General features: G+C 71.5%; 13 protein-coding genes and 1 pseudogene. 7 read left to right on the forward strand and 7 right to left on the reverse strand.

Annotation, left to right across the window (positions count from 1 at the left end):
• Positions 1-2: 2 nt before the first annotated feature.
• From N5I75_RS12525 to N5I75_RS12535, 3 genes are read left to right on the forward strand one after another with little or no spacing between them, the layout of a single operon-like run.
• Positions 3-662, forward strand: a complete 660-nt coding sequence (locus tag N5I75_RS12525) for a hypothetical protein (protein ID WP_476676807.1) — start codon at positions 3-5, stop codon at positions 660-662.
• Positions 659-967, forward strand: a complete 309-nt coding sequence (locus tag N5I75_RS12530) for an RNase A-like domain-containing protein (protein WP_476676808.1) — start codon at positions 659-661, stop codon at positions 965-967. The genes N5I75_RS12525 and N5I75_RS12530 overlap by 4 nt, the downstream gene beginning before the upstream one ends.
• A 13-nt stretch (positions 968-980) precedes the next feature.
• Entirely contained in the window at positions 981-1,673 is a 693-nt protein-coding gene (locus tag N5I75_RS12535; RefSeq protein ID WP_476676810.1) for a contact-dependent growth inhibition system immunity protein, read from the forward strand.
• A 36-nt stretch (positions 1,674-1,709) separates the two neighbouring features.
• Here the strand turns inward: N5I75_RS12535 and N5I75_RS12540 are convergent, their stop codons facing one another.
• From N5I75_RS12540 to N5I75_RS12550, 3 genes are read right to left on the reverse strand one after another with little or no spacing between them, the layout of a single operon-like run.
• Positions 1,710-3,272 carry a thiamine pyrophosphate-binding protein gene (locus N5I75_RS12540; protein WP_476676812.1) on the reverse strand — a complete coding sequence of 521 codons (1,563 nt, stop codon included), beginning with the start codon at positions 3,270-3,272 and terminating at the stop codon, positions 1,710-1,712.
• A 22-nt stretch (positions 3,273-3,294) separates the two neighbouring features.
• Complete coding sequence (gene speB, locus N5I75_RS12545) at positions 3,295-4,266, reverse strand: agmatinase (protein WP_476676814.1); 972 nt, start codon at positions 4,264-4,266, stop codon at positions 3,295-3,297.
• 44 nt (positions 4,267-4,310) lie between these two features.
• Positions 4,311-5,138: a nitrilase-related carbon-nitrogen hydrolase gene (locus N5I75_RS12550; protein ID WP_476676815.1), complete on the reverse strand. Its 828-nt coding sequence runs from the start codon at positions 5,136-5,138 to the stop codon at positions 4,311-4,313.
• A 198-nt stretch (positions 5,139-5,336) separates the two neighbouring features.
• Between N5I75_RS12550 and N5I75_RS12555 the strand changes: the two genes are divergently transcribed.
• Positions 5,337-6,140: a phosphatase gene (locus tag N5I75_RS12555; protein WP_476676817.1), complete on the forward strand. Its 804-nt coding sequence runs from the start codon at positions 5,337-5,339 to the stop codon at positions 6,138-6,140.
• 411 nt (positions 6,141-6,551) lie between these two features.
• On the opposite strand, the gene N5I75_RS12560 is transcribed toward N5I75_RS12555, so the two are convergent.
• The 4 genes and pseudogenes from N5I75_RS12560 to N5I75_RS12575 all read right to left on the reverse strand — a co-directional run bounded on the left by N5I75_RS12560 (position 6,552) and on the right by N5I75_RS12575 (position 10,326).
• A complete protein-coding gene (locus tag N5I75_RS12560; RefSeq protein ID WP_476676819.1) occupies positions 6,552-7,535 on the reverse strand; it encodes a cation diffusion facilitator family transporter in 984 nt (327 codons plus the stop codon).
• A gap of 20 nt (positions 7,536-7,555) precedes the next feature.
• Positions 7,556-8,443, reverse strand: coding sequence for an acyl-CoA thioesterase (locus tag N5I75_RS12565; protein WP_476676821.1), 888 nt, complete (start codon positions 8,441-8,443; stop codon positions 7,556-7,558).
• 35 nt (positions 8,444-8,478) lie between these two features.
• Entirely contained in the window at positions 8,479-9,636 is a 1,158-nt protein-coding gene (locus N5I75_RS12570) for an acyl-CoA dehydrogenase family protein (RefSeq protein WP_399059322.1), read from the reverse strand.
• 100 nt (positions 9,637-9,736) lie between these two features.
• A pseudogene (locus N5I75_RS12575) lies at positions 9,737-10,326 on the reverse strand (SACE_7040 family transcriptional regulator).
• A 160-nt stretch (positions 10,327-10,486) separates the two neighbouring features.
• On the opposite strand from N5I75_RS12575, the gene N5I75_RS12580 reads away from it, so the two are divergent.
• The 3 genes from N5I75_RS12580 to N5I75_RS12590 are packed head-to-tail and all read left to right on the forward strand — an operon-like array spanning position 10,487 to position 15,110.
• On the forward strand, positions 10,487-12,109 hold the full coding sequence (locus N5I75_RS12580; RefSeq protein ID WP_476676823.1) for a carboxyl transferase domain-containing protein: 1,623 nt from the start codon (positions 10,487-10,489) through the stop codon (positions 12,107-12,109).
• A gap of 47 nt (positions 12,110-12,156) precedes the next feature.
• Positions 12,157-14,166, forward strand: coding sequence for an ATP-binding protein (locus N5I75_RS12585; RefSeq protein WP_476676825.1), 2,010 nt, complete (start codon positions 12,157-12,159; stop codon positions 14,164-14,166).
• Positions 14,163-15,110: a hydroxymethylglutaryl-CoA lyase gene (locus N5I75_RS12590; RefSeq protein ID WP_476676827.1), complete on the forward strand. Its 948-nt coding sequence runs from the start codon at positions 14,163-14,165 to the stop codon at positions 15,108-15,110. Before N5I75_RS12585 ends, N5I75_RS12590 begins: the two co-directional genes overlap by 4 nt.

Genomic DNA, 15,110 nt, shown 5'->3' on the forward strand with positions numbered 1-15,110 from the left:
AGATGCACACCCTGAGTTTTCCCGCTTCACTCCTCTCGGGCGGTCCGGCCGTCCGAATCCTCGACCTGGCGATCGCCGCCCAGGAGTCGAAGGGTGAGCTGGTCCTCGACGACGAGCTCCGGCGTTACGGGCGGATGGTGGCGAGCGACCCGATTGCCCACTGGAGTTGTTCTTCGTACGCGGCGACCGGCGTCCTGGACCTGCTCGCCGAATCGATCGATCTGAGCGCAGGCACGGAACACTTTCCGGCTGACTTCCAGGAAAAGCTGAACCGCGCCTGCGACGGCACGGACCCTGCGGAATATCTGCGCATTCTCGCGGAAATCATGCGCTCGGTGGACCGCGGCGTGGTCGCTGATTACGAGCAGCTACCCATGGGCAGTTGGGAGTTCCTCCATACTTTCCCTCATCTTTTCGGGCTCGACGCAATTCTCGCGGACGAGAGCGACCGGGATTTCACGGAAGTGGTGCGGACGGCCGTCACCAACGAGCACCCGTGCTGTCACGGACTCGCCGTCGCTTACACCACGGAAGCGCAACGGGCTCTCATGCTCTTCCCCGGCCCGAACGGCTTGAGCGGACGACTCGTCTGGGCCACCAGAGAGCGACTCCAAGCACTCATCGACACCATCAGCGAACACATGCAGCGAGACCATTCATGACCGCCCAGCCGAACCGCTCCGCCTCCTACCCCGATCGCGAAACCGCTCAGTGGGCCACCCAGCAGGTCGTCACCGCCAACGAGCAGGCGATCCACCGTTGGCTCGCCCAGGGGACGCGTCCTCGACTGACGGTCGAGGCGGCCTGGCCGTCGCGTCCCGACCCGGTGGGCCGGGTTCTGTTGCAGGCGATGATGTTGGCCGGTCGCGAGCCTGTGGATGTACGGGCGGCCAGGGTGATTCTGAGGCGGGAGCCGTCCAGCCCGCACGGCTTCGTCGTGCACGCCTCCTTCCCCATCTACGTATAGAGGTCCGTCCACCATGCCGATGAGCCCCCTCGAGCACGATCACCGTTACGGCGAGTTGGATCAGGTGCTGCGTGCGTACGTGGGTCAGCCCGCTGACGACACCGAGGACAAGCCGAGCGCCGCCCTGACCGCATATCTGCGCCATACCTGGCACACACGTCCTTGGGCGCTGGCCGTGGCGGAGTCCCAGGTACGCGAGTACGCCCGTAATCCGCCGGGCCCCCTTCGCCTCAGGCTCGGGGAGTTCTACCCGGTGCCCGACATCGGCCTGGACGAAGCGAATGTTCGGGACTGGCTTCTCGTCATCGCCGACCACATCCGGCGCAGCGTCGAGAACGGTGAGGTACCGCCCCCCGCCGTACCGGCGACCCGCTGGGAGTGGCACGCCCGCTTCCCGGAACTGGGCCAGTTCCTCGGGGGCTGGTTCTCCCAGGACGCGCCGGACGAGTTCGACACCCATGACGCGGCGATCGCCGACTACGTCGCCGGTACACAGCCGAGTGTTGTCGCCCGCCTCTCCGGAGAACTCGGCGAACTGCTCGCGCTCGATCTCGACGAGGCCGTCTACGCACAGGCCGTCGCTGAACTGGGCATGGAGGTCGACCCACCGGAGCCGTACACACCGGGCGGCTGGCTGGCCGAGGTCTCGGCGCGGTTGAGCGTGCCGGCGGCGGTGTACGGTCCGCGCCCGGCAGCCGACGGCTGAGCCGACGTGGACATCTGGCGCCCGCATCGCCCCCGGTCAGTGGGTTTCGGACCCCACATGCGACCCGGCGAACGCCCTCAACCGGACCGGCAGCACGACCACCCGCGGCCCGGGTGACTTCAGTGCCGTCGTCAGGTCGTCCCGGAGCGCTTCCGGTGACGTACGTAGCGCGGGGACGCCGAAGGAGTTCGACAGGGCTACGAAGTCCGGGCCGTTGCCGTCGTCGGTGATCAGCCACGTCACGTTCGCGGATTCCTGCTGCGCCGTGGCCAGTTCGGCCAGCGCGTACAGGGCGCCCTCGTCGCCCGAGACCGCCAGGACCGGGGTCGTCGGGTCGGCCGCTGCCGCGCCGAGGGCGGCCGGGAAGGCGTGACCAGGGCCGCCCGCGCCCTGCGCCGAGTGCATGGGGCCGGACCAGGCTCGCCAGGCCCCATACGTCAGAGGCGTGAGGTCCCAGAATGAGGGCGCGCGGGCGGGCAGGGCATCACGTACCGCCGTCAACACGTCGCGCGTCACCGCGAGTTCGTCACCGACCCACCGGCGTCGTACGGCGGTCAGGACCTCGGCGACTCTGTCCGGCGCCGCCTCGTCGACACGATCCTCCTCGATCGTCTCCAGCAGCGCCTGGAGGGCGAGGCGGGCGTCCGCGTGGATACCGAGAGCCGGATACCTGGACTCCAGCTTGGCCGCGTCGGCCTCGACTTGGATCACCCGGCCACGCGGAGCGAACGCACAGTCGCCGAGCCCGGATCCCACGACCAGCAGGACATCCGCGTCCTCCAAGAGCTCCGTCACCTCCCGCTCGCCCAGCCAGGACTGGAGGGACAACGGGTGCTCCCACGGGAACGCGCCCTTGCCGCCGGACGTGCAGACCACCGGCGCGGACACCCTCTCCGCAAGGGCACGCAGCTTGCCGGACGCGTCCGCGCGGATCACGCCGCCGCCCGCGACGATCACCGGCCGCTCCGCCCGCGCCAGCAGATCCGCCGCCAGGGCCGTGAGTTCGGGCAGCGGAGCGAGTTCGTGCGGGAACGCGTCCGCCGCCGTCAGGACGGGCAGTGTCGCCGGGGCCGCGAGGACGTCCTGCGGGATCTCCACATACACCGGGCCGTGCGGCACGCTCAGCGCCGACTCCCACGCCTCCGCGATCGCGGACGGAATCTGGGACTGCGTACGCGCCGTGTGGACGGACTTCACCACGTCCGCGAACGCCGCCGACCGCTGCAGCCCGCTCGACACCACGAGCACCGGCGCCGACCCCGACGCCGCCTCCTCCAGCGCGGGCAGCGTCAGCAGAGCGGCCGGCCCCGCCGGGACGAGGAGCGGGGCGACCTCCCCCGTCGTCCGGCCGTACGCGTCCGCCGCGAACCCCGCGCCCAGCTCCGTACGCAGGCGCACGTACCGCAGCGGACCGCAGCGGAGAACCGCGTCGACGAGGGCGGGGGCGTGCTCACCCGGCGCGCCGAAGACGGTGGACGCGCCGAGTCCCGCGAGCGCCTCCACGACGAGGTCGCCGCCCGTGCGCCCCGGCGGCGGGTTGAGCGCCGCCTCGCTCTGGCGGGGCGTGGGGCGCAGGACCAGGTCGTGGTCGTGGGTCATCGGGTGTGTCCCTCCGAAAAGGTCAGGAGGCCGTACGGGACTCCGCGATCTGCCTCGACATGATCGTCGTCAGCTCGTACGCGGTGTGCGAGGCGGCGACGGCGGTGATCTCCGCGTGATCGTACGCGGGCGCCACCTCGACCACGTCGGCCGAAACGAGGTTGCAGGAGGCCAGGCCGCGCAGGATCTCAAGGAGCTCGCGCGAGGTCATGCCGCCCGCCTCGGGGGTGCCCGTGCCGGGGGCGTGGGCGGGGTCGAGGCAGTCGATGTCGATGGAGATGTAGAGCGGGCGGTCGCCGATGCGCTGGCGGAGCTGGTCGGCGACCTCGTCGGCACCGCGGCGGTAGATGTCCGCCGAGGTGACGATGCCGAAGCCCATCTTCTCGTCGTCGGTGAGGTCCTGCTTGCCGTACAAGGGGCCGCGCGTGCCCACGTGCGACAGCGCCGACGTGTCGAGGATGCCCTCCTCCACCGCGCGGCGGAACGGCGTGCCGTGCGTGTACTCGGCGCCGAAGTAGGTGTCCCAGGTGTCGAGGTGCGCGTCGAAGTGGAGCAGGGCGACCGGGCCGTGCTTCTTGGCCACCGAACGCAGCAGCGGGAGCGCGATGGTGTGGTCGCCGCCGAGCGTCATCATGCGGGCGCCGGTGGAGAGGAGGTCGTCGGCCGCCGCCTCGATCGTCTCGACGGCCTCGTTGATGTTGAACGGGTTGGCGGCGATGTCACCCGCGTCCGCCACCTGGGCGAGCGCGAACGGCGACGCGTCCTGCGCCGGGTTGTAGGGGCGGAGGAGGCGGGAGGCCTCCCGGATCGCGTTGCCGCCGAAGCGGGCGCCCGGCCGGTAGGAGACACCCGTGTCGAAGGGGACGCCGACCACGGCCACGTCCGCCGTGCCGACCTCGTCGAGACGCGGCAGCCGGGCGAAGGTCGCGGGGCCCGCGTAGCGCGGGACGCGGGAGGAGTCGGTGGGGCCGACGAAGTTGTTCTCGCTGGTCACGGGGTGCCTTTCGAATGCGTACGAGGTGAGGGGGCCGGCGTAGGTCAGTCGCCGTACAGCTCGGGGCGGCGGTCCCCGAACACGTCGTTGTGCTCGCCGAGCCGCTTGTCGCGGGCGGTCGCCAGGTCGCAGGCGGCGAGCAGCAGGGCGGGGCCCTCGGTGGGGGTGTGCCCGGCGAGCGGGAAGCCGTCCGGGTCGACGATCACGGAGCCGCCGGTCCAGGGGACGCCGCGCTCCTCCCCGGCCCGGTCGCAGGCGGCGACGTACATGCGGTTGACGGCGGCGTCGGCCTGGACGCGGACGACCTCGCCGGGGCGCTCGCCCTCCGGGCGCGGGAAGAGCGGCCAGTTCACGGGGGCGCAGAGCAGGTCGGCGCCGGCCAGGGCGGTGCGCCGCACCCACTCGGGGAACTCGACGTCGTAGCAGACCATGACGCCGATCCGGCCGACGCCCTCGACGTCGACGACGGGCGGGGCGGCGTCACCGGGTACGAAGAAGTTCTTCTCGGTGCCGAAGAGGTGGGCCTTGCGGTAGACGGCGCCGACGGCGCCGGACGGGTCGATGAGCACGGCCGAGTTGCGGACCAGGCCGTCCTCGTCCAGCTCCGCCAGGCCCGCTACGAGCGTCACGCCGTGGCGCCGGGCTGCCTCCCGCCAGGCGGTGACGGTCGGTCCCTCGACCGGTTCGGCGAGGGCGCGGGCCTCCGCCGGGTCGGCGAAGACGTAACCGCTGTTGGCCAGCTCCGGCAGCACGACGACGCGCGCACCGGCGTCGGCCGCGGCGCGGATCGCCTCCTCGGCGGCGGCGAGGTTGCCGGCGGTGTCGCCCACCGCGAGGGCGAGCTGCGCACAGGCCACGGTCGTCGTCGTCACGCTTCAGTACCTTCGCCTTGCCGTCCGGATCCGTATCCGCCGTCGAACTTAGCCGCGCGCGAGCGTCCCTCCACTCGCCTTCGGGGCGTATTGCGCCGCCCCACATGGACATCGCGTACAGCCGCGGTCGCGTCCCCCGCCTCGTCCACCTTACGGAACCGATCAACGCCGCCCGGCGGCCCTGGGCACAATGGACCCATGCCGATACCCGGGATACCCAGCGACAGTCCGACCCGTGCCGCCCTGATCGAGCACCTCGTCCGTACCCGTATCGCGGGCGATGTGGCCACCCCTCGCGAGAACAACCTCTCCCACTACCGCAAGCTCGCGAACGGCGACCGGCACTACTGGCTGGGCCTGGAACTGGGCGACCGCTGGAGCGACGAGCAGGACGTGCTCGCCGTGATGGCCGAGCGCTGCGGGGTCGTCGACGATCCGGAGCACCGGTACGGGCAGGACACCATCGATCCCGAGCTGACCGTCGACGCGCTGGAGCGGATGGCGGCCCGTCTTCGCAAGGCGGCGCAGGACCGGCAGCGGGTGCTTCTCGCCACCGGGCATCCCGGGGGGCTGCTCGACGTCCACCGGGCGACCGCCGTCGCGCTGCGTGCCGCCGGCTGCGAGATCGTCGTGATCCCCGAAGGGCTCGCCACGGACGAGGGCATGGTCTTCCAGTTCGCCGACATCGCCATGCTGGAGCGCGGGGCCACCTTGTGGCACACGCATGCGCCCGAGCCGATGACCCGCATCCTCGACGGGCTGCTCCGCGAGGGGCGTCCGCTGCCCGATCTGGTCGTCGCCGATCATGGCTGGGCCGGGTGCGCGGCCCAGCGCGGAGTCGACTCCGTCGGGTACGCGGACTGCAACGACCCGGCGCTCTTCCTCGCGGAGGCGGAGGGCACGATGCAGGTCACGGTTCCCCTGGACGACCATGTGACCAGCCCGCGCCACTATGACCCGATGACGGCGTACCTACTGGACTGCGCGGGCCTGCTGGACTGACCCCGCTGTCCCGCCGTGGGCGGTTCCGGTGGTGTGCGACCGCTGCGCCGTCGTGCCGGCTGACGCCTGTTCGCCGTAGGGCATCCGTGCGTGCGCGACCGCTGCGCCGTCGTGGCCGGTCGCGCCGTTCCCCGCGCCCCTGAAGGCCTGCGGCTGCGCCGCGCCTTCCCCATCCCCGAGACCGCGCCTCCCCGACGGACCCATGAGATGGCGCACGAAGTGCGCATCTCAGGGGCGCGGGGAACTGCGCGAGCAACCACGCCGCGCCCGCGGTCGCACACCAACCGCCCGCCCAAACGGCGGTCCAGCGCACGCAGTGCGCATCGAAGGGGCGCGGGGAACTGCGCGACCAGCCACGGCGAACCCGCACCCGCGCACCACCCCACGCCCCCACGGCGCACCCGCGCACCCCTAGAACGGCCGCAACCCTTCCTCCCGCCGCTGCGCGAACCCTGGCGTCGGATCCAGATACACCCGCCGCACCGAAGGAAACCGCTCCCGAACCCGCCGAGCCGCCTCCTCACAAGCCCACTCCACCTGCGCAGCAGTAGACGCATCGCGGAAATCGACCTTCGCCGCGACCAGCGCCTCCCGGGGCCCCTGCACCAGGGTGGTCAGCTCCAGGACGGCCTCGACATGCTCCCCGGCCAGGAGCAGCTCCCGGATCTCCGCCCGGACGGACCTCGGCAGGGGCCGCCCCACCAGCAACTGCACGTTGGACCGCCCCAGAACCCACGCGACCCAGAGCAGCAGAACCCCGATGCACAGCGAAGCGATGCCGTCCCAGACCCCGGACCCCGTGAGCTGCCCGCCCAGCAACCCACCCGCCGCGAGCAGCAGCCCGACAAGCGCCGCACTGTCCTCCAGGACAACGGCCTTCACGGCGGTGTCGGGCGTGTGCCGCAAATACGTACGGAACGGCGCCCGCACCCGGTGCGCCTCACCCCGCGCCTGCTTGACGGCGGTCCGCAGCGAGAACCCCTCCAGGACGAAGGCCACGGCAAGGACGATGTACGACACCAGCGGGTCGCCCAGGTCCTCCCCCGCCACCAGCGTGTGGATGCCGTCGTACAGCGAGAACACCGCACCGCCCACGAACGTGGCGACCGCCGCGAGCAGCGCCCACACGTAGCGTTCGCCCCCGTACCCGAGCGGATGCTCCTCGTCGGCGGGTTTCTCGCTGCGCTTCAGCGCCGTGAGGAGCAGCAGTTCGGTGACGGTGTCGGCGAAGGAGTGCGCGGCCTCGGAGAGCATGGCGCTGGAGCCGCTGATGACCCCGGCGACCGCTTTGGCGAGCGCGATCCCGAGGTTCGCCCCGGCGGCGACAAGGACGGTGAGGACGCTCTCCCCACCCGCGTCTTCTCGTTGCTCATCCCGTACATCCCGTACATCCATGTACCGGACGTTATGTCCGATCAGCGCGGGACGCGAACGACGCCCTCCTGGATGACGGTGATCGCGAGCCGCCCGTCCTGGGTGTAGATACGGGCCTGGCCGAGCCCGCGCCCGCCGGACGCGGACGGTGACTCCTGGTCGTAGAGGAGCCATTCGTCGGCGCGGAAGGGCCGGTGGAACCACATGGCGTGGTCGAGCGAGGCGCCGACCACGTCGCCGACGGCCCAGCCGCCGCGCCCGTGCGCGAGCAGGACGGAGTCGAGCAGCGTCATGTCGGAGACGTACGTGGCGAGGCAGACGTGCAGCAGGTGCGCGGAGTCCTCGGTCGCGCCGTCGAGCTTGCCGTTGGTGCGGAACCACACCTGGGAGCGCGGCGGCTGCGGATCGCCCACGAAGGCGAACGGGGGCGCCCCCACGTACCGCAGGTCCACCGCCTCGCGCGCTTCGAGGAGCCGTTCGACGACACCGGGGTCGGTGAGGACGTCCGCGTGGCGCGGCAGCATCTCGGCCGCGGTGGGCAGCGTCTCGGGGTCGGGCGCGGGCGGCATCGCGGCCTGGTGGTCGAGCCCTTCCTCGTACGTCTGGAAGGACGCGGAGAGGTGGAAGATCGGCTGGCCGTGCTGGATGGCGACGACGCGGCGCGTGGTGAAGGAGCGGCCGTCCCTGATCCGGTCGACGGTGTAGACGATGGGCGCGCCCGGATCGCCCGCGACGAGGAAGTACGCGTGCAGGGAGTGCGCGAACCGGTCCGCCGGGACGGTGCGTCCCGCGGCGACGAGGGCCTGCGCGGCCACCTGCCCGCCGAAGACGCGAGGAACGACGGCGGACCGGGATTGGCCGCGGAAGACGTCCTGCTCGATCCGCTCCAGGTCGAGCAGATCGAGCAGGGACTCAAGTGCCTGGTTCATACAGGTAGGTGTACGTGAGGTGCTTGTCGGCCGGGTTACAGGCCCATGTTCTTCGCGATGATCATCTTCATGACCTCGCTGGTGCCGCCGTAGATGCGGTTGACGCGGTTGTCCGCGTACAGGCGGGCGATCGGGTACTCGTTCATGAAGCCGTAGCCGCCGTGCAGCTGGAGGCAGCGGTCGATGACGCGGTGGGCGACCTCGGTGCAGAACAGCTTCGCGGACGCGGCCTCGGCGGCGGTCAGCTCACCGGCGTCGAGCGCTTCGAGGGCGCGGTCGGCGACGGCCTCGGCGGCGTCGACCTCGGCCTGGCAGGCGGCCAGCTCGAACTTGGTGTTCTGGAAGGACGCGACCGGCTTGCCGAAGACGGTGCGCTCCTGGACGTACTCCTTGGCGAACCGCACGGCGGCCTTGGCCTGCGCGTACGCGCCGTAGGCGATGCCCCAGCGCTCGGAGGCGAGGTTGGTGCCGAGGTAGCCGAAGCCCTTGTTCTCCTCGCCGAGCAGGTCCTCGGCGGGCACCTTCACGTCGACGAACGCCAGCTCGGCGGTGTCGGAGGTGCGCAGGCCGAGCTTGTCGAGCTTGCGGCCGATGGAGTAGCCCTCGGACTTGGTGTCGACGGCGAAGAGGGAGATGCCGAAGCGGCGGTCGTCCTCGCGCGGCGCGGAGGTGCGGGCGCAGACGATGACGCGGTCGGCGTGGACGCCACCGGTGATGAAGGTCTTGGCGCCGTTCAGCACGTAGTGCGTGCCGTCGTCGGAGAGCTTGGCGGTGGTCTTCATGCCCGCGACGTCGGAGCCGGTGCCCGGCTCGGTCATCGCGAGGGCCCACATCTCCTCACCGGAGACGAAGTTCGGCAGGTAGCGCTTCTTCTGCTCGTCGGTGGCGAGCATCTTGATGTAGGGCAGGGCGAGCAGGACGTGGACGCCGGAGCCGCCGAAGGAGACGCCCGCGCGCGCGGTCTCCTCGTACTGGATGGCCTCGAACTTGTGGGTGTCCAGGCCGGCGCCGTCGTACTCCTCGGGCACGTTGATGCCGAACAGGCCGAGCTCCGCCATCTTGGCGTACAGCTCGCGCGGCACGACGCCCTGCTGGAACCACTCGTCGTAGTGCGGGACGACCTCGGCCTCGATGAAGGCGCGCAGGGTCTCCCGGAACGCCTCGTGGTCCTCATTGAAAACGGTACGGCGCACGGAGAACTCTCCCTCTACGACGACTAAGCGCTTGCTCAGGGCAGGTTACCGGTCGGTCACCAACGCGTCCAGAGATGCACGTCACGTAGAGGGATACACGTCATTCCGCGGCGGCCGCGAACGCACCGCGCGCCAGCTTGTGCAACATGGCGGCGGCCGCCGCGCGGCCGGGCAGCCCGGCCGGGCGGCTGAGGTGCGGCGTGGAGTTCAGCAGGCCGAAGACCGCGTGCACGGCCACGCGCGCGTGGGGCTCGAGAAGGTCCGGGTAGACCTTGCGGACGGCGTCCACCCACAGCTCCACGTACTGGCGCTGCAGCTGCCGCACCAGCTTGCGGTCGCTGTCGCGCAGCCGGTCCAGCTCCCGGTCGTGCAGCGTGATCAGGTCGCGGTCGTCGAGCGCGAAGTCGATGTGGCCCTCGATGAGCGAGTCGAGCAGCGCGTCGGGCCCGGAGTGCGCCTCCGCGACGCGGCGCTTGCCGCCGGTCAGGAGCTGCCCGCTGATCCCGACGAGCAGCTCGGCGAGCATCGCGTCCTTGCCCGAAGTGGCGGTACAGGCCGGGGGCCGCTGATGCCGACCGCGGCTCCTATCTCGTCGACCCCGACCCCGTGGAACCCACGCTCGGCGAAGAGCCGCGCGGCCTCTTTGAGGATCTGCTCGCGGCGGGTGGGGGCGTCGGTTCTGGTGGCCATGGAAGCAATTCTAGACAGGGGAGTTAGCGACCGTTAACCTGACGGCACGAGGTTAACGGTCATTAACGTATTCGGCGGCCTCCCCGGACATGCGTCCGTGCACGCATCATGCGTGCCGTGGGGGCCGGCACCGCTCATTGCCTGATGAGGAGAGCGCAGGATGCACGAGGCACCGGAGCTGACGAGCGCGGCGGACCCCGCGTCGGAGGCCTGGAGGGCCAACGAGGCGGCCCACCGGGCCCTCGGCGAGGAGCTGCGCGGCAAGCTCGCGGCCGCCCGGCTCGGCGGCGGCGAGCGGGCCAGGGCGCGGCACACCGCGCGCGGCAAGCTGCTGCCGCGCGACCGCGTGGACACGCTGCTCGACCCGGGCTCGCCGTTCCTGGAGCTGGCGCCGCTCGCCGCCGACGGGATGTACGAGGGGCAGGCGCCGGCCGCCGGGGTGATCGCCGGGATCGGCCGGGTCGCGGGCCGCGAGTGCGTGATCGTGGCGAACGACGCGACGGTCAAGGGCGGCACGTACTACCCGATGACGGTCAAGAAGCACCTGCGCGCGCAGGAGGTGGCCCTGGAGAACCGGCTGCCCTGCGTGTACCTGGTGGACTCCGGCGGCGCGTTCCTGCCGATGCAGGACGAGGTCTTCCCCGACCGCGAGCACTTCGGGCGGATCTTCTACAACCAGGCGCGGATGTCGGGCGCGGGCATCCCGCAGATCGCGGCGGTCCTCGGCTCCTGCACGGCGGGCGGCGCGTACGTCCCGGCGATGAGCGACGAAGCGGTGATCGTCCGCAATCAAGGCACGATCTTCCTCGGCGGGCCGCCGCTGGTGAAGGCGGCCACCGGCGAGGTCGTCACCGCCGAGGAGCTGGGCGGCGGCGAGGTGCACTCCCGCGTCTCCGGCGTCACCGACCACCTGGCGGAGGACGACGCGCACGCGCTGCGCATCGTGCGGACCATCGCCTCCACGCTCCCCGAGCGCGGCCCGCTGCCGTGGTCGGTGAAGGCGGCGGTGGAGCCGAAGGTCGACCCGGCGGGTCTGTACGGGGCGGTGCCGGTCGACTCCCGCACCCCCTATGACGTACGCGAGGTCATCGCGCGCGTGGTCGACGGTTCGCGGTTCGCCGAGTTCAAGTCCGAGTACGGGCAGACCCTGGTCACCGGGTTCGCGCACATCCAGGGGCACCCGGTCGGCATCGTCGCCAACAACGGCATCCTGTTCTCCGAGTCCGCCCAGAAGGGCGCCCACTTCATCGAGCTGTGCGACCAGCGCGGCATCCCGCTGGTCTTCCTGCAGAACATCTCGGGCTTCATGGTCGGCAGGGACTACGAGGCGGGCGGGATCGCCAAGCACGGCGCCAAGATGGTCACCGCGGTGGCGTGCACGCGCGTGCCGAAGCTGACCGTTGTCATCGGCGGCTCCTACGGCGCGGGCAACTACTCGATGTGCGGCCGCGCCTACTCCCCCCGTTTCCTGTGGATGTGGCCCGGCGCCAAGATCTCCGTCATGGGCGGCGAACAGGCGGCGTCCGTCCTCGCGACCGTCAAGCGCGACCAGCTGGAGGCGCGCGGCGAGGACTGGTCGGCGCAGGACGAGGAGACGTTCAGGGCCCCGGTCCGCGCCCAGTACGAGACCCAGGGCAGCGCCTACTACGCGACGGCCCGCCTGTGGGACGACGGCGTGATCGACCCGCTCGAGACCCGCCAGGTCCTTGGCCTGGCCCTGACCGCCTGCGCCAACGCGCCCCTGCCGGAGAAGTCCGGCGGCTTCGGCGTCTTCCGGATGTGACGGCCATGACCTCTCCCACCATGACCTCAGCGACCAGGGGAACTCCGTTGTTCGACACCGTACTTGTGGCCAACCGCGGCGAGATCGCCGTCCGCGTCATCCGCACGCTGCGCGAGCTCGGCATCCGTTCGGTCGCGGTGTACAGCGACGCCGACGCGGACGCGCGGCACGTGCGCGAGGCGGACGAGGCGGTACGGATCGGCCCGCCCCCGGCGACCGAGAGCTACCTGTCCATCGACAACCTCATCGAGGCCGCGAGGCGGACCGGCGCGCAGGCGGTGCACCCGGGATACGGGTTCCTCGCGGAGAACGCCGGGTTCGCGCGCGCCTGCGAGGAGGCGGGCCTCGTCTTCATCGGCCCCTCCGCGGAGGCGATCGCGCTGATGGGCGACAAGATCCGCGCCAAGGAGACGGTGTCGGCGGCCGGTGTCCCGGTGGTCCCCGGCGGCCGCGACCCGGAGCTGGCGGAAGCGGCACGCCAGTTGGGCGCGCCCGTCCTCCTCAAACCCTCGGCGGGCGGCGGCGGCAAGGGCATGCGCCTGGTCCGCGACCTGACCACCCTGGAGGACGAGATCGCGGCCGCGCGCCGCGAGGCCCGCGCCTCCTTCGGCGACGACACGCTCCTGGTCGAGCGGTGGATCGACCGCCCCCGGCACATCGAGATCCAGGTCCTCGCCGACGCGCACGGCAATGTCGTGCACCTGGGCGAGCGCGAATGCTCCTTGCAGCGCCGCCACCAGAAGATCGTCGAGGAGGCGCCGAGCGTCCTGCTCGACGAGGCCACGCGCGCGGCGATGGGCGCGGCCGCCGTCGAGGCGGCCCGCTCCTGCGGCTACCGGGGCGCGGGCACGGTCGAGTTCATCGTCCCCGGCGAGGACCCGTCCGCGTACTGCTTCATGGAGATGAACACCCGCCTCCAGGTCGAGCACCCGGTCACCGAGCTGATCACCGGCCTCGATCTGGTGGAGTGGCAGATCAGGGTCGCGGCGGGCGAACCGCTGCCCTTCGCCCAGGACGACATCACGCTGAGCGGCCACGCGGTCGAGGCCCGCCTCTGCGCCGAGGACCCGTCGCGCGGCTTCCTCCCTTCGGGCGGCACGGTCCTGGCCCTGCACGAGCCGACGGGTACCGGCATCCGCACGGACTCGGGCCTGAGCGAGGGCACGGAGGTCTCCTCCCTCTACGACCCGATGCTGGCGAAGGTCATCGCGTACGGCCCCGACCGGGCGACGGCCCTGCGCAGGCTGCGCGCGGCGCTGGCCCGGACGGTGACGCTGGGCGTGCCGACGAACGCGGGTTTCCTGCGCCGCCTCCTGGCCCACCCGGACGTGGTCTCGGGCGAGATGGACACGGGCCTGGTCGAGCGTGCGGCGGACACCCTGGTCGACGCCGAGGTCCCCCCGGCCGTCTACGCGGCGGCGGGCGCCCTGCGCCAACAGCGCCTCGCGCCACCGCAGCGGCCGGGCTGGTCCGACCCGTTCGCCCGCCCCGACGGCTGGCGCCTCGGCGGCGACCCGGCCTGGACGGTCCACCACGTACGCGCCCCGGGCCACGACCCGGTGGAGGTCCGCGTCCGCGGCACGGAGATCCAGGTCTCCGGCACCCCCACCGAACCGGCCCGCCCCACCGCCGCCGCCGCCGACTGGCTCGCCCTCGACGGCGACGCCTGGCACATCCAGGACCACGACCCGGTGGCGGCGAGCCTCACCGGCGCGGGCCCGGGCGGCGCGGGCTCCCTCACCGCCCCCATGCCAGGCACCGTGACGGTGGTGAAGGTGGCGGTGGGCGACGAGGTGACCGCGGGCCAGAGCCTCCTCGTCGTCGAGGCGATGAAGATGGAACACGTCATCGCGTCCCCGCACGCGGGAGTGGTGAGGGAACTGGACGTGTCACCGGGCACGACGGTGGCCATGGACCAGGTCCTGGCGGTGGTGGAAGCGATGAGCGCCGGGGACGAGCCAACCCCGCCGGGGGCGCGGGGAACTGCGCGACCAGCCACGACGAACCCGCAGTCGCCACAGACGAGAACCCCCAACGGCGAGGAGGCGCAGTCATGACGCCGCAACTCCCCATGGTGGCCCCGGCAAATAACCTCCCCACCCACGTCCGGATCCACGAGGTAGGCCCCAGGGACGGCCTCCAGAACGAGAAATCCCTGGTCCCCACGGAGGTCAAGGCCGAGTTCATCCACCGCCTGGCCGAGGCGGGCCTCACCACCATCGAGGCAACCAGCTTCGTCCACCCCAAGTGGGTCCCCCAACTGGCGGACGCGGAGACCCTGTTCCCGGCCCTCCAGGACCTCGACCCCGAAAAAACCCACCTCCCCGTACTCGTACCGAACGAACGCGGCCTGACCCGGGCACTCGCGCTCGGCGCACAGCGCATCGCCGTCTTCGCCAGCGCCACCGAGTCCTTCGCGAAGGCCAACCTGAACCGCACGGTCGCCGAGTCCCTGGACATGTTCGCCCCGGTGGTGACCCGCGCCAAGGAACACGGCGCCCACGTCCGCGGCTACCTCTCGATGTGCTTCGGCGACCCCTGGGAGGGCCCGGTCCCGGTCCCCCAGGTCGTGGCCACCGCCAAGTCCCTCATGGACTTGGGCTGCGACGAACTGAGCCTCGGCGACACGATCGGGGTCGCGACGCCCGGCCACGTCACAGCCCTGCTGACAGCGCTGAACGAGACCGGCGTCGGAACAAGCCGCATCGGCGTCCACTTCCACGACACCTACGGCCAGGCTCTCTCCAACACCCTGGCCGCGCTGCAGCACGGCGTGACCACGGTGGACGCCTCCGCGGGCGGCCTCGGCGGCTGCCCGTACGCGAAAAGCGCCACCGGCAATCTCGCCACCGAGGACCTCGTCTGGATGCTGCGCGGACTCGGCATCGAGACCGGGGTCGATCTCGGCCGCCTCACCGCCACCAGCGCGTGGATGGCCGAACAACTGGGCCGACCGAGCCCGTCCCGCACCGTCCGCGCCCTGACCCACCAGGAGCAGTGA

This window comes from Streptomyces sp. R818, from assembly GCF_056172735.1.

Excerpts from the sequence above, each read along its gene's own strand:
- N5I75_RS12525 (WP_476676807.1), top strand. The coding sequence starts at position 3 with ATGCACACCCTGAGTTTTCCCGCTTCACTCCTCTCGGGCGGTCCGGCC.
- N5I75_RS12565 (WP_476676821.1), bottom strand. The coding sequence starts at position 8,443 with ATGAACCAGGCACTTGAGTCCCTGCTCGATCTGCTCGACCTGGAGCGG.
- N5I75_RS12560 (WP_476676819.1), bottom strand. The coding sequence starts at position 7,535 with ATGGATGTACGGGATGTACGGGATGAGCAACGAGAAGACGCGGGTGGG.
- N5I75_RS12535 (WP_476676810.1), top strand. The coding sequence starts at position 981 with ATGCCGATGAGCCCCCTCGAGCACGATCACCGTTACGGCGAGTTGGAT.
- N5I75_RS12590 (WP_476676827.1), top strand. The coding sequence starts at position 14,163 with ATGACGCCGCAACTCCCCATGGTGGCCCCGGCAAATAACCTCCCCACC.
- N5I75_RS12540 (WP_476676812.1), bottom strand. The coding sequence starts at position 3,272 with ATGACCCACGACCACGACCTGGTCCTGCGCCCCACGCCCCGCCAGAGC.
- N5I75_RS12530 (WP_476676808.1), top strand. The coding sequence starts at position 659 with ATGACCGCCCAGCCGAACCGCTCCGCCTCCTACCCCGATCGCGAAACC.
- N5I75_RS12580 (WP_476676823.1), top strand. The coding sequence starts at position 10,487 with ATGCACGAGGCACCGGAGCTGACGAGCGCGGCGGACCCCGCGTCGGAG.
- N5I75_RS12555 (WP_476676817.1), top strand. The coding sequence starts at position 5,337 with ATGCCGATACCCGGGATACCCAGCGACAGTCCGACCCGTGCCGCCCTG.